This window comes from Desulfonatronovibrio magnus (assembly GCF_000934755.1).
GTDB classification, from domain to species: Bacteria; Desulfobacterota; Desulfovibrionia; order Desulfovibrionales; family Desulfonatronovibrionaceae; genus Desulfonatronovibrio; species Desulfonatronovibrio magnus.
On record NZ_JYNP01000076.1, the window covers coordinates 1 to 19,027 of the forward strand.

Genomic DNA, 19,027 nt, shown 5'->3' on the forward strand with positions numbered 1-19,027 from the left:
TCCTCAATCTCCCGGCGCACCTCATGCATCAGCCAGGTCTTGCCGCTTTGCCGGGGTGACCAGATGGTAAAATAATGCCCTCCGTCCTCAACATCTCCTACAATATAGTTCAGACAGCTTTCCACAAGCTCGCGGCGTGGTACGCAAAAATGGCGGCGGCAGTTTACTGGGCCGTAAGAATAGAATTCACGCATGGAAATCTCCAGAATTTTTCATCCATAATCATTAATGCTGCAAAACATCTTCAATGTCATCGGTGAAAAGAACTCTTCCCAACCACTTGAACAGTAGTTCTTAATCAGCAGACTGGATCATTATCTTTTCGTCCTCACCAATGTCACCAGAGCTAAGCGACAAAAGCCTGAGCAGCATTATGGACTTGCCCTGCTGCATGCCCTGTTGCATATCTTGTTGCTTGCCTGGATTGAGAAATCTTTCTGCAAACCGAAAAGAACTTATAAATTAATCCTTCTCCGGATACCTTTGTAAAAACACAATTCTTAAATCAATTATTTGAATCGGTCAGACCTTGAAAGAGAACCAGGTTAGACTGCAAATAATCCTCAAACTTCTGAATAGCTTCAGGCAAATTCCTGCGGCCAAAACCAATGCGAAATGAATTTAATTCTTCATTATAAAGTGTTCCCGGCAAAAGCAAGATCCCTGCCTTTTGAACCAGGTCAGTGCAAAATTGAGTAACTGTCCCTTTGAGCAGTGCAGGGAAGGCAACTGAGCCAGCTTTTGGCTTGTGCCAGATAAACATATCCTCATGGATTTTAAAAAAAGCGTCAAGATGATCAAGATTTCTTCGAATTATCTGAAGGTTACGCTCAACAATGGTATCGGCATTTTTCAATGCAAGAATCGCGAGAAACTCACTCGGAGCACTGTTGCATATGGTTGTATAATCCTTAAATGCTGCAAGCTCGGAAAAAAGATGTTTATTGCGGGTTGAAATCCAGCCGATCCTCAGGCCGGCAAGCCCATAGGTCTTTGACATAACCCCAAGAGATACCGCACGATTATTCATATCCGCCATAGATGGAAGGCGTTCTGACGGATCAAGCTCAAGCCCTCTGTAAACCTCGTCAGAAAAGATTATGAAACCGTGCTTTTCCGAAAGTTCTGAAAGTTCACGGACAAACTCAAAGCCTGGCAGCAATCCTGTCGGATTATGCGGAAAATTGACTACCACGACTTTTGTGCGAGGAGTAAGAATAGACTTCAAATCTTCTATATCCAGTTCCCATGCATGCGCTGGATCACCGGTCCATTCTGCAACTTCGGCTCCAATACTCCGGGCTACTTCACCAAGAGACTGGTAGTAAGGTGCATGAACTATAACTTGATCACCAGGGCTGAGAGCTATGTTCATGAAAATAAAAATCGCTTCTTCTGCTCCTGAATGTACAAGTACCTGATCAGAAGTAATCCCGTTATACAGAGTGGAAATAGCCTGACGAAGCTCTGGATCCCCAAGTGATTCTGTGTAGCCAAGCCAAAGCGAGGCAAATCGATCTGCTGCATCTGGTTCAAACTCCAGCAGTTCCCGCAGTTCCATGCTCTCGCAATCAGAGGTACAAAGCAGATAGGGAGCCGAAAATTCATGCTTTGCAAAGTAACGTTCAAGTTTGAATGGTGCAATTTTCATATGTTAATCCTTTACTTAAAGATAGCAACTAAACTTATTATCAAGCTCCTCACCTGTGCGGCTTGGGACCGAACCTGTGAGTGACTGCCTTGATAAGTAGAGCCTGCATCCTGCAGGCTATTTTAAAGAGGCGGATGGAGGCCGCTTCCACATTAGTATCAACTTGCCCGTATAGTTGGAGATTAACCAGAACAGAAAACTAATAGCAAGAATATTTATCAGCCAGCTAAAATGACTTTTTTAGAAATATTTTGCGATCACAGACAGGTAATGAACGTAGAATATTTTTGGTTTAAGGGTATGGGCTGAAAAGGGTCTTAACTATACTCCCCACCCTTTTGGGTTAAAGCGTATGATATTCATATCGCTGAGAAGAGAATGAATTTATATTTCTTCCTTTTTTGTATCTGTTTAGAGCTTTTAAGGAAAGCAGGGGACAGGCACTCCGGGACCCACTTGATCATCAATTTGTGTTCAAAATGACTCATTTTGGGACAAGTGGGTCCCGGAAGAGCCAGTCCCCCTCCGGGCTGTATGCCTCCGGGCAGGAAGCCGTGCCACATCCAAAGCGCTAAACAGATACCCTTTTTTCATGGAAGGTCCTTAACTAAAAAAATGACAATTGACTTTCGGAAAATAGTAAGTCATAATAAATTCTTTGTTTGGTGATGATCACAGTCCAAGTCATTGCACCATGAATTACCCATGGCTCAAGCTGTATGTCCTGAACTGCATACAAAAGTATGATTGATAATTAATTTCTGATTGCCACCAGAATAACGGAGTGAGTTTGCTGGCTATAAAATTTTTCCAAAAGAAACTGCCTGTTGATTGGCATGTAATACTACCGAAATTTAAAGGTGCTTCCTTCGGACTATGCAGGGAAGCACCTTTTTTATTTTTACCCTAATGGTTGGGTACTGGTAAACGCTCTACTCGGGCAATTCCCGTATCCGCACTTATTTTACAAGAACATTTTAAACCCATGCGAGAGCAGTAATGCCCGGTGTCCACAGTGCCATGTTTGCATCCTTCAGTCTGAAGATTTCTGTAATTATCTTAATTTTTTACGAATCTTTTACCAGTAGAATTGTGGACCAGGCTCATATCAGACTTGCTGATTAACATACTATATATTACCGGATTAAAAATTTTTTGAGAAAATGACACTGGAACAAATTATAAAAATTATTGAAAAATCCGCCCCACCCAAACTTGCCATGGATTGGGATAATTGCGGAATACAGGTGGCAGGGTCGAAAAAAAAAATAAAACGTCTTTGTATTGCTCTTGACCCTGATGAAAAATCCATTGAGCAATCCATCTCTTTCAAAGCCGATTTTCTTCTAACCCACCACCCCTTGACCATAAAGCCCAGACTCCCCAACCATCAAGATTCATTCTATAGAATACTCAAAAGCCTCCTGACTACAGACACAATCCTTTACAGCGCTCACACTTCTCTTGATGCAAACCCGCAAGGGCCTGTCAGATGGTTAGCTGATAAAATCGGTCTGAAAAATATTAAAGTCCTTTATCCCACCATGACTCGCAGTGCAGCACGCATCTTCTTTCAACATCCCATTGATATTTCTCTAAAAGACAATGACTTACAGGATCATATCCTTGACTGCCAGCTTGATGATCAGGGAAAAATGATAAGCATGGTCGCTTTTCACGACAATGTTGATGCATGCATTGCTTTAATCAAGAGTAAAGTCTGGCCTTTCTACCATGTAGTTACACCCTGCCCTGAGGCTGACAGCATTTGTGGAATTGGTTTTACCGGAGACTTACCTGATCCGTTGTCATGGGCAGAATTCATTGAAAAACTTAAAAATTTACTTGAAATAAATTTTTTTTCTCAGGCAGGAAACCCTCCGACTGAAATATCTACCATTTCCTGTTGTCCGGGTTCTGGAGCCGACCTTGCAGAAAAGGCCTTTGCTCAGGGTGCTGATGTTTTTATTACAGGCGACATGAAGTATCACCAGGCTCAAGATGCTGGCCAGAAAGGGGTTGTGCTGGATGTTGGGCACTTCATACTTGAAGAAAAAATGATGTATGAATGGTATCTAAGTCTGAAAAGTGAATTGTCAGATATTCAAATCAACTTCATCAGGGGAGAGTCTCCTTTAAAAGTGGTTTGAATTATTACTTAATAAGGCGGGTTATACCCGCAACCCAAGAAAAGATATCTTCACCGCCCGTTCGAAGATTTACCCAGTTGAATACGGCTTTGCCGCAGACCGAAGGGCATTCAACCGGGGCACCTTTGCGGTTGAAGTTTTCTTGTTTTTTATGACAGGCTTTCAGGAGTAAATTACTAAAGCCAGTTTTACGCACACCTCAACATTATCCAAATGGTAAATATGAGGTTTTTACAGGTATTTTCAGGCTAAAGACTGAATACATTGGACTTTGGACAATTGGCATTGCTGCTAATGATAAAAAAGCATTTTACGGGAGGATTAAGTTGAGCAAGTATATTGATCAAATCAAAAAGCTGGTTGAGCTGCAGGGCATTGACACTGAAATGATCAAGCTGAAAGACCGGCTTGTTGAGGCGCCCAAACATCTTGAAGAACTACAGGCAGCCTTGGATAATATTGAAGATCAGGTCAGTCACGTTAAGGAGAGGCTCGAACTCCTAAATCATCAGAAAAAAAAGCTTTCTCAGGACATTGAAGATGATTCCAACAAGATCAAAAAAAGTAAAAACAAGCTTATGATGGTTAACAATACCAAAGAATATCACGCCATGATGCGTGAAATGGATAACCTTGAAAAGCTCAACCGTTTCCGCGAAGATGAAATGACCAACCTGATCGAGGATATTCAGGTACATCAGGAAAAGATGGAAGACCTTTCCACCCAGCGGGAATCATTAAACGATGAACTGGCCATAAGCCAGTCCACTCTGGACTCGGAAATGGCAAAAATTAACAAGCGAATCAAGGCCCTGGAAAAAAATCGCGAAAAAGCTTGCGCTACTGTTCCAATGCCCATATTATCACGGTATAACTTCATTAAAGATCGTTTACACAACCCTGTGATTGTATCAGTCAAGCGCGGTGTTTGCACTGGATGCTATATAAGCATTCCACCTCAGTCTTTTATTGAAATCCAGAAAGGTGAGCAGATTTTGAGCTGCCCCAATTGTCAAAGATTGATTTACTGGGAAGAACATTATAATGCTAACCAGGACGAGAAGGCTGAAACGTAAAACTGATCTAAAGAGTCCATTGCAGGCTGTACCCACAAACCAGTTTTAAACAAGGACACTTAAGTTGGGACTTTGTTGAAGGCTGAAGAATTAGGATCTTGGCCATTATTTCTCATATCAGGGTTAAAAATTTTTCTTGTTTTTGCTGCAAACTTGAGGCGGTAAGTTACTAAAGCAACTTTACTTAAAGCCTTTTATCAGATGCCTAAGTAGTTTCAGCTTTAATTATTTAATATTTTGGAGTTGAACGGGTTATCGCTGTCCGACGTCAGCTATAATGCTTTTTTTATTCAGCAGCATTATTTGCAGGATGAAATCTAAACTTTAAAAAAAGCATTACAACTGGCGCCGGATGGAGGAAAGTCCGGGCTTCACAGGGCAGGACGCTGGGTAACGCCCAGCAGGGGCGACTCTGGGACAGTGCCACAGAAAGCAAACCGCCCGGTACTTGTATGACAATTATTTTGTCAGGTGGGTATCAGGTAAGGGTGAAACGGTGGGGTAAGAGCCCACCAGTTGTCGAGGTGACTCGGCAAGCTTGGCAAACCCCGTTCGAAGCAAAGCCAAATAGGAAGACGCTTGAGACCGGCCCGGTCGATGTCTTCGGGTAGGCTGCTTGAGGCGTTGAGTAATCAACGCCCCAGATGAATGATGACCAGCCATTTGCCTGATCAGGCATGTGGCATACAGAACCCGGCTTACAGTTCAACTCCAATTCTTAACTATCTAAGGCGGGCTGTGCCCACACCCCAATTTAAACAAGAATAGTTAAGTTTGGGCGATAACCTTACTTTTCAGGCTGAAGAATAAGGATCTTGGGCATCATTGCTCTTTCGAGATTAAATAAATTTCTTATTTTTTCTACAGGATTGAAACGGTAAGTTACTAGGCTTATTCCGCGACCCTGCGCGGAAAAAGAGGCCCCTTCGGGGCAAAAGAGACTGCCCACAGAATACTCGGAAAAACACTGAATAAAGAAAAGAGACATTTCTGTGTCCTTCCGTGTGTTCCGTGGGCAAAACCTCTTGGCTTTCTTTGAAAATGAAACAACATGCTTGTTTGAAATTTCCGCTAAGCGCCTAAGGCGGATTATTCCTTAACCCCAGTCATGAATTAATTTGTTACCAAAAAATAATAAAAGAACTGACAACTGAAACAATTTCTTGTTTTATATTTGAAGGTTTCAGGATTAAGCTGCTAAGTTACATATTATGAATATTTGGGCAGTCATACTTGCTGCGGGCCAGAGTACAAGGCTCTCCAGATGCGGAATAAGCCAGAAAAAGCAATTTTTGGAATATAAAATGCTGCCTCTTTTCTGGCACAGTGTTGTCACCTTCAGCAGGTGTCCCCAATTATCAGGCATTATCATTGCCTTCCCTGGGGAAGAGCTTTCTCATTGTCAGGATATGACCCGTGAATTACTTGACAAACACCCTGTCATGCTTCCCGTGCACACTGTGGGTGGAGGAACTCTCCGTCAGGATTCAGTGCATAACGCCTTACTTGAGCTTCCAGTCAGTTGTACCCATGTCATAGTCCATGATGCTGCAAGACCTTTTTTCACTGCCTCTCTAATTACCCGGCTAATCAGCGCCCTGGAGCATGACACAAAAGGTGTGATCCCGGCCATCTCCTGTAAAGATACTATCAAGGAAATCAACCATGGTTTTGTTCAGAAAACTTTGGACAGGGATACTCTCGGCATGATTCAGACCCCGCAATTTTTCTGCAAACTTAGCCTCGTCACAAGTCACGAACTGGCCCGTAAACACAAGTTCACTGTAACAGATGACGCATCTATGCTGGAGAAATCAGGTTACAAAGTCAAAGTCATTCCTGGACTGGAATCAAATATTAAAATTACTACCTATGAAGATCTGAAAATGCTTGAAACGACCCCCATCACCCAGGATATCATAACCGGATTCGGCTACGATGTACATCGCTATGGAGGTGACCGCCCCATGGTTCTGGGTGGAATTCCCATTCCAGGTGGTCCAAGAATACACGCCCATTCTGATGGTGATGTTCTCATCCACGCTTTGATTGATGCTATCCTGTCCTGCATGGCTAAAGGCGATATCGGTGATTTGTTTCCAGACACTGATCCAGCTTATGAAGGCATGAGCAGTACAGTTTTTCTGGCTGAAACTCTTCTCCTGGCCCAGCAGAATGATTTAAAGCTGCACCATATTGATATTACCATTATTGCTCAGGTTCCAAAAATTTCACCACATAAGGCTTTAATTAAATCAACCCTGTGCGGATTGACCGGACTTGGTTCTGATCAGATCAATATTAAGGCCACTACTGAAGAACATCTCGGTTTTACCGGGGCCAAACAGGGGATTAAGGTCGTTGCTTTGGTTACAGCCATAAAAAATACTTCAAACCGTTAAGTAGTTACGCCTTTATTATGAAGCGCCTCACCTGGGCGGACCAGGACCGAACCTGGAAGTAACTAAAAATCAGCCTTTATACCCCTCGTCCCCAGGCTCCAGCCTGGGGACGTTTAGTTCTTGCGGCTCCAGCCGCTTCTTACAAAAGTGGCTGGAGCCACAAATAAAGAGGTGTTCCCAGGCTGGAGCCTGGGAACAATAGGCACGCAAGTAACATGCTGATTTTATTACCAGTACGATTGTAGTTACTTAGAATCGCCCCAATAGAAACTAACTAAGGATTATTTATGTTTATATACAATACCATTTCCAAAAAAAAAGAAGAGTTCATCCCTATTGAAGACAACAAGGTCAAAATGTACGTTTGCGGCATCACTGCCTATGATTATTGCCACATAGGACACGCCCGCTCTACTGTGGTTTTTGATGTTATGGTCAGATATTTACGTCATTCAGGCTACAATGTTACTTTTGTGCGCAATTTTACTGATGTTGATGATAAAATCATTGTTAGAGCAGCCAGGGAGAATATGTCTTCAATAGATGTGGCGGAAAAATTCATTGCCGCGTTTTATGAAGACATGGACCGCCTCAACATTTTGAGAGCAGATATTGAACCAAAGGCAACTGAACATATTCCAGAAATGATTAATCTCATCAGAAACCTTGAAGATAAAGGGTTTGCCTACAGCGTATCTTCCGGAGATGTTTACTTTCGTGTCCGCCAAATGGAACATTACGGCCGACTGTCAGGCAGGAATATTGAAGAGCTGCAATCAGGCAGTAGAGTAACCCCGGGTGAAGAAAAAGAAGACCCTCTTGACTTTGCTTTGTGGAAAGCATCCAAGCCTGGCGAACCCAGCTGGGAAAGCCCCTGGGGAGCAGGCAGACCTGGATGGCATCTGGAGTGCTCGGCCATGAGTGAAAAGTATCTTGGAATACCTTTTGATATCCACGGGGGCGGACAGGATCTGGCCTTTCCTCACCATGAAAATGAAATGGCCCAGAGTGAGGCCGCCTTTGGCACCCAGTTTGTCAAATATTGGGTGCATAATGGATTTGTGCGCGTCAACTCAGAGAAGATGTCAAAATCCCTTGGAAATTTCATTACCATAAGAGACATACTTTCAGAATTCCATCCTGAAGTATTGCGTTTTTTTCTTTTAACAAAGCACTATCGAAGCCCATTGGACTATTCTACTGAATATCTCTTGGAGGCAGAAAAAGCATTGAAAAAAATATATTCATGCATTGATCATCTCAATACTGAACTGTCCAGAACAAAATGGAGCAAAGGCGGGCAGTTTGACCAGATCATGAAGGAAGTCCAGGCGATTCAGGATAAATGGAAAAAGGCAATGGATGATGACTTTAATACAGCTGAGGCCCTTGGACATGTTTTCAGTCTGGTCCGGCTTACCAACCGAATGCTTGAAGACAAAAGTTTTCGCAAAAGTCAGACTGGTAAAGAAATAATGCTTTTCATAAGTGAGAGTCTGACCAGTTGGAGTAAAATTCTGGGACTTTTTGAAAGCAAACCGGACTCATTTCTGGAAGAGCTGAAAAATATAAAATGTATCAGAAACAAAATTGATCCTGATTATATCCAGACTTTGCTCGCTAAACGCCAACAGGCTCGAAAAGATAAGGAATATGCTTTGGCTGATCAGGTTCGTGAAGAACTGACTGCAATGGGAATCGAGGTAATGGACACACCCGGGGGTGCCAAATGGGACTTTGCCTGATTCCATATTTAGTCTTAATATTATGAACATCTAAGGAAAACGAATGGATATTGTGCTAAGCATTTTTCAAGATATAAAATGGGAGTCCATCATAGCTACTTCCATCAGGATCATGATCATACTGGCAATAGTTTTTATTGTAAAAAAAGTGGTTAAAGCAGGGCTTGAAAAATTTGAAGAAAAGCTTGTCCAGCGCGGAAAAGTTTCTGGAGAGACCCCATCAGAAGTTCAAAAAAGATCTGAAACACTGATCAAGTTGCTGCGCCAGGGAGTTTTCATAGCCATATGGGTTCTGGCCGGACTCGTTCTGCTCAGAGAATTAGGATTCGAAATTGCGCCTATTCTGGCAGGTGCCGGAATAGTGGGTCTTGCAGTTGGTTTTGGAGCTCAAAATCTGGTCAGAGATGTAATTTCCGGATTTTTCATTATTTTGGAAGATCAGATCAGGGTTGGTGATGTAGCAGTGATAAACGGAACAGGTGGCCTGGTGGAGACAGTTAACTTCAGAACTGTTGTTTTACGAGACTTGACTGGTACTGTTCATTTCTTTCCCAATGGAACCATAAATACTTTATCCAATGTCACCAATGGCTGGTCAGCTCATGTTTTTGATCTTGGAGTTGCGTATAAAGAAGATACTGACAGGGTTGTAGAGATAATTAATAAAGTCGGCAAAGAACTTAAGGATGATGAGTATTTCGGCCGTTTGATGATGGAAGAGCTTGAAGTCTTTGGAGTTGATAAATTTGCCGAGTCAGCGATTATGATAAGAGGACGAATTAAAACCAAACCCATTAAACAATGGGAAGTAGGCCGTGAATTTCTGCGCAGAATTAAAAAATCATTTGACGAAAATGGTATAGAAATCCCCTTTCCTCATCGTTCCATCTATTTTGGGGAAGCAAGCAAACCAATGGACCTCAAGCTTGTTGAACAGGCAGCAGTCAGGGGCAGGTCCGATTCCCAGTGAGCCATTGCATGTCATCGGACAAATTCCCGGCCATAGGCTCACAGCTTAAAAATTGTCCGGTAATAGTTACTCTTGGAGTCTGCCCTAACTTTTCCGACTATCCTGAGTGGAAAAAAAAGATTCTGGCTGATTCTCCGAGGATATATTTCCCTACTTCACTCTATGCTGAAATGTTTGTGGCTATGGGTAAAGAAATCTTCCCCTCCATTGAGTGCTATCGCTTTGTTGGCGACAAGATCAGGCAAACTCTTCTGTTTGAAATGCTGGGACTGCCAGTGCTTAGAACCAGAGTGTATTATGGGCCCCTTCAAAGACAGAACATCCTTCATGATTTCCCTTTACCTTTTGTAGGAAAAGCTCCGAGATTTTCATCCCAAGGACAGGGAGTTTTTCTCATAAGCACTCAAAATGAACTTGAAAAGTACCTTAAACACAATCATCCAGCTTACATCCAGGAGTACATGCCTGCATGTCGTGATTTCAGAGTGGTGCTGGCCGGCACAAAAGTACTGCTTGCTTACGAGCGCATACCTGATAAAGAAGAGTTTCGGGCAAATGTTACTCTTGGAGCAAGAATAAGCTTTGAGGATATTCCAAATGGTGTTATAGATCTTGCCAGATCAGCTTCTGAGTTATGTCGGTTCAATTATACTGGGCTGGACATTTGCCAGTCTGAGGGCAGGTATTATATCCTTGAAGCAAACATGAAGTTCGGCACTTCAGGGTTCAGACAGGCAGGTCTTGACCTTAAAGCTATACTCTGCGAATTAGTACAAAACAGGATGATTTAGATATGTCTCACGAAATTACCAAAGCCAGGAAAAACCTTAATAATGTTGCTTCCATGCTGAAGCAGGACAAAATATTGCCTGCTGCCACAGCTTTTAACGAAGGTCTGTCCACCTATCTTAGAAGCAAGCTCTTGCAGAACGAAAAAAAAGAATTTGCTGACTTACTTGATAAAACACTATATCTGTTGAATAATCATCCCAAAATTAGAGAAGTATTTCCTATTCTTCTGACCATGGAACCCGGCAAAGAGAAGGAGCTGTTAGAGAACATACGGGAACTTATACAAACCTTACAAAATCAGATGACTGATTCAGCCAGATTGTCTCACGAGGATCTTGAAAAAGAGAAAAAAGAGCTTCTGAATAAAGCCAAAGCCCACCTTGATGACCATGACGTCACCAAAGCGGAAGCTATTTTTCGCAAACTAATGCGCAATCATGACAAAGACTTTGATCTTAAAATTAATATTGTGGATCTGCTCATTGAAGCCCAGGAATATCAGAAAGCCATTGATTACCTGAAATTGGCTTACAAGGATAATCCCAAGTCTGTACATATATATAACAGACTGGGCATGGCCTTAAGGAAGCTTGGCAAATATGAGGACTCTGAAAAGGCTTACAAGCAGGCAGTCAAAATCAGCCCCAGGGATGAATATCTGCACTTTAATCTGGGCCGTTTGTACATTGAAATGCAACAATGGGTAAACGCTATGGATTCAGCTGAAAAGGCGATTAAAATTAATCCAGACTTTAAACAGGCCAAAAAAATGCTGAAATTTTCTCAAGGGAAAGTCGGCAATAAATAGCATCGTCATGCTGTCAATTTAGTAATAGAGCGCTCCACCCGGGAGGCCCAGGGGTGGCGGTTCTTAAGTATCAATAACCACTTTTTTGGATCGAGCTTTGAAAAACATTCAAGATGCTGCTCTTACTCTTTTGCTACGCCAGCCCATAGAAACTCACATTTTACCCGCTCATCTATACCGCTCTGACTCTCTTGCCCAGGAAATTGAAAAGGCTTGTGTCCCAAAGAATGATCTTTCCCGTACTGATATACTAAATATTCTGGTCAAGTATTTTTACGCCTATATTTATCCTGATTCCATGGACAGCTCCATAAACTTAAAGGATATATCAGTCTGTTTTAATCAGTTTATTCACAGAAGGCTGGGCACGCCTCTTCTTTGGGATAAAATTGACCTTAGAAGATCGCTGCTGAAATACGGTTTCAGCCTGGCTATGCTCGCAGATCTGCCTAAGTCAGCCCATATTTTTCATGAAATTGCCCTTAGCAAGATCGATCCAGACAAATTTAAAGGTTTTTTTCTGGGAATAGATATTGGAGCTGGTACTGGGATTCTCATGCTGGCCCAAATGGTTGCTGCCAGAAAAAATGAATTCGATAAAATCAAAATTACAGGTATTGAGAGAGACAAGCCAACATTTGAAAGAACAAGACTAATTGCTGACAAGCTTAATCTGGGCACTATGCTCTTGGGTGATGCAAAAAAAAGACTGACGTATTCTTTTTTATCCAATGATTCAGTAACTTTTATTTCCAATGAAACCCTGCCCGGTGTCAGCGCGAGACTTTGGAAAGAAGACTTTATTGTCATTAACAAAATGCTTTTTGATAGCTATGAAACCTTGCTTCGCCTTACACATTTTTTTCCCAATCAGGTTTATGCTCGTGACAAATCAACTGAACGAGTAATTATTTTGAATAGGGACAACAATTTTTATAACACAAATCAATACCCACTAAGACTAATGTATCCATATGCAATAGAACTGGATAACGCTGCCTGCCCTCTTACAGAAATCGGCTGGGAGTATGCTGCTTTGCTCCAGGATCCATGGCCGGATATCCTGTCTCACAGATGGTAAGCTCATTGTTATCCTGAATAACAATTCCAGCGAAACCATTAGGCTAAACTGTTACCTTTCCCTAAATTGGATGCACTGATACTCTTGAATAAATATGCACTTTGGTTTAGTGCTTTAATCGGCGCTCACGAACAATAATACTAACTGTAACACTGCAGCGACATTTTGTGTTAATTATTGCCCGGCCCTCAGGGGCAGGCGCTTTTGCCCATCTCAAGTCGCAATACAGCCGGACAATCCAGCGGTAAAAGAGCCAGTCCACCTAACTTAAATAAAGTGTCGCTGTAGTGGTAGTTTTCTCTGAATAAAACTGCCGCAAACCAAGGAGAATGACTTATATATGGCCAATTCAAGACAATATTTGATTGACGAACTTTCTAAAGAAAATTCCTGGCGTCTTTTTAAAATCATGGCTGAATTTGTTGATGCTTTTGAGAAACTCCAAGACCTGGGAAATGCAGTCTCCATTTTTGGGTCAGCCAGGGTTTTGCCGGATGATCCAGTTTACAAACTGACTTTTGACATAGCCAAGCAGCTTACAGAATCGGGATACAATGTTATCACCGGTGGAGGACCCGGCCTTATGGAAGCTGGTAATAAAGGTGCAGTGGAAGGAGACGGCAATTCAGTAGGTCTTCATATCCACCTTCCCTTTGAGCAAAAGGCTAATGATTACGTAAATCTGCAGTGTGACTTCAGATACTTTTTTGTCCGCAAGGTAATGTTTATTAAATACGCCAGAGCCTATGTGGTCATGCCCGGTGGCTACGGCACCCTTGATGAGTTAAGTGAGGCACTTGTGTTGACTCAGACAAAAAGAATCAAACCTTTTCCCATCATACTTGTTGGGTCTGATTTCTGGTCAGGGTTGGTGGACTGGTTCAAAACTGAAATGCTGACCAGAAAATTTGTCAGACAAAGCGATCTTGATATGTTCAGCATTGTGGATACCGCTGAAGAAGTATTGGCAGCTATATCCGGCAAGCCTTCTCCATAAAATGAAGTCATTAAAAGATTTAAAAAAAGTTAAAATTGCTCCCAAAAAAGATCCCCAGCCTGAATTTACTAAGGAAGAGCAAAACAAACAGGTTCAAAAATCTGCCTCTCTTCCTGAAACTACTGATGATGAGAGGCTCTTTTTAAGAGCCATGAATGGAGTGAAGCCCATTTCTTCCAAAGGCAGGCAGATAACCCCTCGACATAAAAAAAAAGAGATCCGACAAATTTCAGAAGATCAGGAAAGTCTTAACATGCTTAACAGACTTGTAAATGGTGATGTTGAGTTTGATGTGGAACATTCTGATGAATATATTCAGGGCTATGTTCAGGGGATCAACGACCGGCTTTTCAGAAAATTCAAAATGGGTAATATCAGTGTGCAGGCTCATCTTGACCTGCACGGTCTAAATACAGACCAGGCCAGGCTTAGTTTGCTGAACTTTATGCGTGAACAATATATCAACAACAAGAAGTGTGTGCTGATTATTCCTGGAAGAGGCAAAAACTCTCCTCTTGGCGCAGCTGTCCTGCGCAATGAGGTGCAAAACTGGCTCACCAGGGAACCCCTTAAAAGGGTTGTGCTGGCTTTTTGCACTGCCCAGCCCAAGCATGGTGGTGCTGGAGCATTGTACGTATTGATTCGCAATTTTAAAAAAACTGGAAGCAAGATCTTTTGGGAAAAATTTCTTTTGGATTCGGACCATTGATGCTTACAAGTAACTACAAACGTTTTGCTAATAAAATCAGATGGTTATAATTTTCATATTTTGACGATTTTTGCTTTGATTAATGCACATTTGCCAGAAAAGTTCCGTCAAAGATGGGAACTTTGCGCCTGGCACAGGGACTGTCCCTCGCTGTGTAAATTTTTTCATTTAAGCAATTTTTTTCCAGGAACCAATGCAGTATCATTCTTTTTTATAGTACCTCGCGGGGACTGTCCCAATTTCCAGAAAAGTGACAGACTCTTTAAAGTTACTCACACGTTCGGTCTCGGGCCGCTCCAGTGAGGAGCTTAAAATATAAATTCAGGGCAATAAGTAATGTCAATTCATAGATATGCAAACTTTCATATCAGGAGATTAATGTGGGTTTTTTCAGTAAAATAAAAAAGTTTTGGAAAAAAGAAGACAAACCAGTTCAGGTGCCAGGTGTTGCAGTTAAAACCGAAGATGGTCAGGAATGGAAAGTCAGTCTTAAAAAATCTCTTGCTGCGGCTGAACCCAGACTCAGCATCTGGCTTGATCATATCCTGGAAGGTATCAATCAAAAAGGTGATTTACTCTGGGAGAGGCTCCTTTTCCTTTTTGAAACACTTGAAACACCAAAGTCTGAAGCTGAAAAGTTTGTAAGTTCTTTTTCAGTCTGGCTGGATGATATGGGCTATGAACATATTGAGGAATTCAGATCTGAACTGCAATACAGGATGGCCCTGGCCTTAGATCTCGAAGACGAAGAGGACGAGCGGGACAGGCTGTTTCTTAAACTTTCCGACGGACTATCCAAAACCAAAGAGCACCTCTCCAAAAAAGTAGATCATTTGCTCAGCACCAGCAAGGGATATGACGACGCTTTCTGGAATGAACTGGAGGAAATTCTTATCATGGCTGATGTAGGCTATACTGCCAGTGCACAACTTCTGGAACGTTTGCGTCCAAAAGCAAAAAATCTACAGCATGGAGATACAGAGCAATTTAAAGCCCTGCTCATGCAGGAACTGGCTGAAATATTCCCCAAAGCATCCAAAAGAATTACCCCTGAACCACCAGAAATTATTTTCATAATCGGGGTAAACGGAGTTGGCAAAACAACGACAATTGCCAAACTTGCATACAGGTACAGCATGCAGGGCAAAAAAGTCATGATTGTTGCTGGAGATACCTTTCGTGCAGCGGCCATTGAGCAACTTGGAATATGGGCTCAAAGAACAGGTTCGGGATTTTATGCCAAAACCAGAGGTGCAGACCCCGCTTCTGTTGCCTATGAAGCTTTGGACAAGGCTGTAACTGAAAACTACGATATCGTACTTGTGGACACTGCCGGCAGATTGCACACCAAAGTTGATCTGATGCAGGAGCTGAAAAAGATGAAAAATGTCATGGCCAAAAAACATTCCGGGGCACCACACAGGACAATCCTGGTCTTAGATGCCACTACAGGCCAAAACGCATTGTCCCAGACTGAACTTTTTGGTAAAGAGATAAACATTAACGAAATTATCATGACAAAGCTTGACGGCACTGCCAAAGGAGGAGTAATTGTTGCTATAGCACTACAACATAGTATTCCTATAACTTTTATCGGGCTTGGAGAAAAAATGGAAGATTTGCGACCTTTTGATGGACAAAGTTTTGCTAAAGCTTTATTGGGATAGAAATTATTCAAAAATATATTATAAGAGTTGATACATATGTATACAAAATAAATTTTTATTTTGCTAAACTTAAAATGTTTTTTTGTTGTTAAAACTTTATATGACAATTAATGCGGGTTTTTCCCGCAACCCAACTTAAGCAAGTTTTGTTAAGTTTGGATATTAGCTGTAATTTTAAGGCTTAAGGCTGAAGATCTAAGTTATTGGACCTTACTATTCTTGTCAGTGTCCAAAATTTTTCTTTTTTTTGCTGCAGGATTGATGCAGTAAGTTACTAACATTAACTGTTAAAAAAATCGGGAGGCGGGAGTCATGGCTAAAAATAAGAAAGGCAAAATTGTTGCCACCTCTACAAAGCTTTTTGCTACTCAGGGTTTTGATAATACAACAACTCTACAGATAGCAAAGGAATCCGGAGTTACTGAACCTTTGCTGTATTATCATTTCAAGGGGAAAGAAGAAATTTTTACCGATATAATCAAAAGAATATTTGATGAATACTCCACTCTTATCAAATCACTGCCTCAAAACCCTGCCACTCAGTTTGAAAAAATCAGTAACTTGATTCGCCTGCATATAAATATTGCTGAAAACAGACCTAATGATGGAAGACTGATCCTGGCCAATTGTCCATCCAAGCTCAAAAATGATACTCATATCTGTCATGAAGTAATGCAGCAGCAGCACGATCTCATAACTGGATACTTAAGAGAATGCTTAGAGACAGGTAATGCAAATGGCGAGTTTGATGCCCATCCTGTAGAAGAGCTTATAATAGTTATCCTGTGCCTTTTGAATGGAGTAATCCGTAAAAAACTTCTTGGCAGAAAAACAGACTCTTCATATGAATACACTGCAATTGATTTTTGCCGCAGGGCCTTGATTCCCAATCCAAATAAATAATAATGCAGTGATTCATCCGGACGCATCCGGAACCAAACATGCAAGTAATTTTTTTTGATCATTTTTTTCTGAAAATTGGGACAGTCCCCGCGCGTAACCATTTAAAGCATTGATAATTCCTTGTTCCTGGAAGGAATTGCTTTTAATGAAAAAATTCTAATACACAGCGAGGGACAGTCCCCCTCCGGACTGTAAGCCTCCGGGCAGGACACTGTGCCAGGTGCATAGTTCCCTTTTTTTTCAGAACCTTATATGTAATTGAGAATGAATTTTTCTAAGAATTACAAATATACCGAAATCAGTGAAGTCATGTATGTGTTGTATATTTTGCTCTGACTTTTCATAAACACTAATTAACATACCAGTAATTATTTCCCCCCATTTTTACAGGAACTAAAAAAACATTTCCAACCCTGACTTCTGATGGATACAGCTTCTCTCATACCTTTATCCAAAATCCTGCTTGTTTTTACAGCCATGGTTCTGGGTATAAAGTTTCGCCTGGGTATTGGTTTATCCATTCTCGGTGGAAGCGTTCTTACAGGTTTTTTATTTCAAATTCCCTTCACCCAGTGGATATTGATAGCCGTTAGCTCATTGTTAGATTACAAACTTGTATTACTGGCAATGATCGTCACTCTTATAATGCTTCTCAGCAGAATCCTTGAAAATACAGGTCAAAGCAAAAGGTTGATGCGGGAACTTTCCGGAATTTTACCCTGGCCCAAGTTCAGGCTGGCCTTTTTTCCTGCTCTGATAGGTTTGCTGCCCATGCCGGGTGGTGCTGTTTTTTCAGCCCCAATGGTCAAAACCGCTGCCCAGGGCCATGGTCTTTCCGGCAAAGAAAAAGTTTTGATAAATTACTGGTTCAGGCATGTTTGGGAGTTAATATGGCCTCTTTATCCGGGGCTGATACTTGCTGCACACCTGTCCGGCATCCCTCTGGTCAAGCTTCTTGGATACACCTGGCCTGGAATGGTAATCTGCGTTCTTCTTGGATGGTATTTTTACCTGTATCCTATAAAAAAACTGAGCTACCCTGAACAAATTCCGAAATTCTCTGCTGGAAATACTTTTTATGAATCCTTTCCACTGCTTATGGCCATTGCAGGGTCATTAAGTCTTGAAGCCCTGGTCTGGTCTCTAAACTTGCCCTTTGACCCGGAAACAGGTCTTGTGGCAGGTCTTTTTATAGCAATAGTTATCTGCGCTGTTCAAAACAAAGTTCCCATGTCTTCAGTGATGGGTTATTTCAAAGAAAAGCATTTATGGCAGATGGTTTTCGTCATACTCAGCATCTTTGTATTCAAGGGTATCCTTGATAAGGGCGGGATAGTAGGTGAGATTTCAGGTTCTATCTCAGGCAAGTCTGCCCTGCTTGCTGCAACAGCTCTTTTGCCCATGATTGTGGGTCTGATTTCAGGAATCACCATTGCGTTTGTGGGCTCAACATTTCCGCTGATCATCGGGGTGGTGGATCAATTGGGGATCGAGCTAAATACTGCTTATGTGGTTCTGGGCCTTTTTTCAGGTTTAGCAGGGGTGATGGTGTCGCCGATTCATATCTGCTTTATTCTCACCTGCGAGTTTTTCCACACAAATATTGCCAAAGTCTGGCCTGGACTGTTTCTGCCCAGTTTACTTCTATTTTTGTCAGGCATTGTTTACTTTTTTATTCTGGCCTGAAAATATTTTTTCATACCCCCACCCCGGATTAAGTCCGGGGTGAGGTTTAAAGCGAGTTGTTACTCTTTACGGTCATTCCTGAAAAAATCGGAATCCAGATTTTACGCAATGTAAGGAACTCACCCGTGGGGGACAGGTTTTCAGCAACTACATCCCTGACAGTTCAGGTGTCATTGCGAGCGAGTCTTCGAGCGCGGCAATCTCTAACGCGCTAAGGCTGATTTTTAGTTACTCACAAGTTCGGTCCCGGGCCGCCCGGGTGAAGAGCTTCTAAGTAACTAAAACCAAATTATCAACAAAATCAGACGGTTATAGTTTTCACAATTTTAAGATTTTTACATATGATTGATTCTCAATTACCAGAAAAGTTCCGTCAAAGATGAGAGCTTT

General features: G+C 41.9%; 16 protein-coding genes and 1 other RNA gene. 15 read left to right on the forward strand and 2 right to left on the reverse strand.

Translation table 11 applies throughout. The features are described from left to right. Positions 1 to 194 (reverse strand): hypothetical protein (locus LZ23_RS09000; RefSeq protein WP_045213482.1); only part of this gene is annotated, 194 nt, incomplete at its 3' end. 311 nt (positions 195 to 505) lie between these two features. Further along, positions 506 to 1,651 (reverse strand): aminotransferase class I/II-fold pyridoxal phosphate-dependent enzyme, encoded by a 1,146-nt coding sequence (locus LZ23_RS09005; RefSeq protein WP_045213484.1) that lies wholly within the window; start codon positions 1,649 to 1,651, stop codon positions 506 to 508. A gap of 999 nt (positions 1,652 to 2,650) precedes the next feature. Here LZ23_RS09005 and LZ23_RS25315 point away from each other — a divergent pair. From LZ23_RS25315 to LZ23_RS09080, 15 genes are all read left to right on the forward strand, one after another. Beyond that, complete coding sequence (locus LZ23_RS25315; protein WP_269745170.1) at positions 2,651 to 2,776, forward strand: hypothetical protein; 126 nt, start codon at positions 2,651 to 2,653, stop codon at positions 2,774 to 2,776. 38 nt (positions 2,777 to 2,814) lie between these two features. Next, positions 2,815 to 3,801: a Nif3-like dinuclear metal center hexameric protein gene (locus LZ23_RS09015; protein WP_045213488.1), complete on the forward strand. Its 987-nt coding sequence runs from the start codon at positions 2,815 to 2,817 to the stop codon at positions 3,799 to 3,801. A 326-nt stretch (positions 3,802 to 4,127) separates the two neighbouring features. Next, entirely contained in the window at positions 4,128 to 4,877 is a 750-nt protein-coding gene (locus LZ23_RS09020) for a zinc ribbon domain-containing protein (protein WP_045213490.1), read from the forward strand. A 239-nt stretch (positions 4,878 to 5,116) separates the two neighbouring features. Beyond that, positions 5,117 to 5,594, forward strand: an RNA gene (rnpB, locus tag LZ23_RS22515) — RNase P RNA component class A. Between the two features lie 494 nt (positions 5,595 to 6,088). Further along, positions 6,089 to 7,279: a 2-C-methyl-D-erythritol 4-phosphate cytidylyltransferase gene (ispD, locus tag LZ23_RS09030; protein WP_045213494.1), complete on the forward strand. Its 1,191-nt coding sequence runs from the start codon at positions 6,089 to 6,091 to the stop codon at positions 7,277 to 7,279. A 287-nt stretch (positions 7,280 to 7,566) separates the two neighbouring features. Continuing rightward, positions 7,567 to 9,024: a cysteine--tRNA ligase gene (gene cysS, locus LZ23_RS09035; protein WP_045213496.1), complete on the forward strand. Its 1,458-nt coding sequence runs from the start codon at positions 7,567 to 7,569 to the stop codon at positions 9,022 to 9,024. A gap of 43 nt (positions 9,025 to 9,067) precedes the next feature. Further along, entirely contained in the window at positions 9,068 to 9,994 is a 927-nt protein-coding gene (locus tag LZ23_RS09040) for a mechanosensitive ion channel family protein (RefSeq protein WP_045213497.1), read from the forward strand. 8 nt (positions 9,995 to 10,002) lie between these two features. Then, a complete protein-coding gene (locus tag LZ23_RS09045) occupies positions 10,003 to 10,785 on the forward strand; it encodes an ATP-grasp domain-containing protein (protein ID WP_045213499.1) in 783 nt (260 codons plus the stop codon). A 2-nt stretch (positions 10,786 to 10,787) separates the two neighbouring features. Next, positions 10,788 to 11,594 (forward strand): tetratricopeptide repeat protein, encoded by an 807-nt coding sequence (locus tag LZ23_RS09050; protein WP_045213500.1) that lies wholly within the window; start codon positions 10,788 to 10,790, stop codon positions 11,592 to 11,594. A 97-nt stretch (positions 11,595 to 11,691) separates the two neighbouring features. Next, positions 11,692 to 12,675 carry a hypothetical protein gene (locus LZ23_RS09055; RefSeq protein WP_157493164.1) on the forward strand — a complete coding sequence of 328 codons (984 nt, stop codon included), beginning with the start codon at positions 11,692 to 11,694 and terminating at the stop codon, positions 12,673 to 12,675. A gap of 340 nt (positions 12,676 to 13,015) precedes the next feature. Further along, positions 13,016 to 13,672: an LOG family protein gene (locus LZ23_RS09060; RefSeq protein WP_045213502.1), complete on the forward strand. Its 657-nt coding sequence runs from the start codon at positions 13,016 to 13,018 to the stop codon at positions 13,670 to 13,672. A gap of 1 nt (position 13,673) precedes the next feature. Beyond that, the gene (locus LZ23_RS09065) at positions 13,674 to 14,381 is read left to right on the forward strand and encodes a Smr/MutS family protein (RefSeq protein WP_045213503.1); all 708 of its coding nucleotides are present in this window, start codon (positions 13,674 to 13,676) and stop codon (positions 14,379 to 14,381) included. A 437-nt stretch (positions 14,382 to 14,818) separates the two neighbouring features. Continuing rightward, positions 14,819 to 16,048 (forward strand): signal recognition particle-docking protein FtsY, encoded by a 1,230-nt coding sequence (gene ftsY / locus LZ23_RS09070; RefSeq protein WP_435050736.1) that lies wholly within the window; start codon positions 14,819 to 14,821, stop codon positions 16,046 to 16,048. 312 nt (positions 16,049 to 16,360) lie between these two features. After that, a complete protein-coding gene (locus LZ23_RS09075; RefSeq protein ID WP_045213506.1) occupies positions 16,361 to 16,951 on the forward strand; it encodes a TetR/AcrR family transcriptional regulator in 591 nt (196 codons plus the stop codon). Positions 16,952 to 17,374: 423 nt separating this feature from the next. Beyond that, complete coding sequence (locus LZ23_RS09080; protein WP_045213508.1) at positions 17,375 to 18,637, forward strand: DUF401 family protein; 1,263 nt, start codon at positions 17,375 to 17,377, stop codon at positions 18,635 to 18,637. The last annotated feature ends 390 nt before the right edge of the window (positions 18,638 to 19,027 follow it).

What these genes read in the sequence shown, in the direction of transcription:
- ispD (WP_045213494.1), top strand. Translation starts at nt 6,089, where the DNA reads ATGAATATTTGGGCAGTCATACTTGCTGCGGGCCAGAGTACAAGGCTC.
- LZ23_RS09060 (WP_045213502.1), top strand. Translation starts at nt 13,016, where the DNA reads ATGGCCAATTCAAGACAATATTTGATTGACGAACTTTCTAAAGAAAAT.
- LZ23_RS09080 (WP_045213508.1), top strand. Translation starts at nt 17,375, where the DNA reads ATGGATACAGCTTCTCTCATACCTTTATCCAAAATCCTGCTTGTTTTT.
- LZ23_RS09040 (WP_045213497.1), top strand. Translation starts at nt 9,068, where the DNA reads ATGGATATTGTGCTAAGCATTTTTCAAGATATAAAATGGGAGTCCATC.
- LZ23_RS25315 (WP_269745170.1), top strand. Translation starts at nt 2,651, where the DNA reads ATGCCCGGTGTCCACAGTGCCATGTTTGCATCCTTCAGTCTGAAGATT.
- LZ23_RS09075 (WP_045213506.1), top strand. Translation starts at nt 16,361, where the DNA reads ATGGCTAAAAATAAGAAAGGCAAAATTGTTGCCACCTCTACAAAGCTT.
- LZ23_RS09050 (WP_045213500.1), top strand. Translation starts at nt 10,788, where the DNA reads ATGTCTCACGAAATTACCAAAGCCAGGAAAAACCTTAATAATGTTGCT.
- LZ23_RS09005 (WP_045213484.1), bottom strand. Translation starts at nt 1,651, where the DNA reads ATGAAAATTGCACCATTCAAACTTGAACGTTACTTTGCAAAGCATGAA.
- LZ23_RS09015 (WP_045213488.1), top strand. Translation starts at nt 2,815, where the DNA reads ATGACACTGGAACAAATTATAAAAATTATTGAAAAATCCGCCCCACCC.
- LZ23_RS09065 (WP_045213503.1), top strand. Translation starts at nt 13,674, where the DNA reads ATGAAGTCATTAAAAGATTTAAAAAAAGTTAAAATTGCTCCCAAAAAA.
- LZ23_RS09045 (WP_045213499.1), top strand. Translation starts at nt 10,003, where the DNA reads ATGTCATCGGACAAATTCCCGGCCATAGGCTCACAGCTTAAAAATTGT.
- cysS (WP_045213496.1), top strand. Translation starts at nt 7,567, where the DNA reads ATGTTTATATACAATACCATTTCCAAAAAAAAAGAAGAGTTCATCCCT.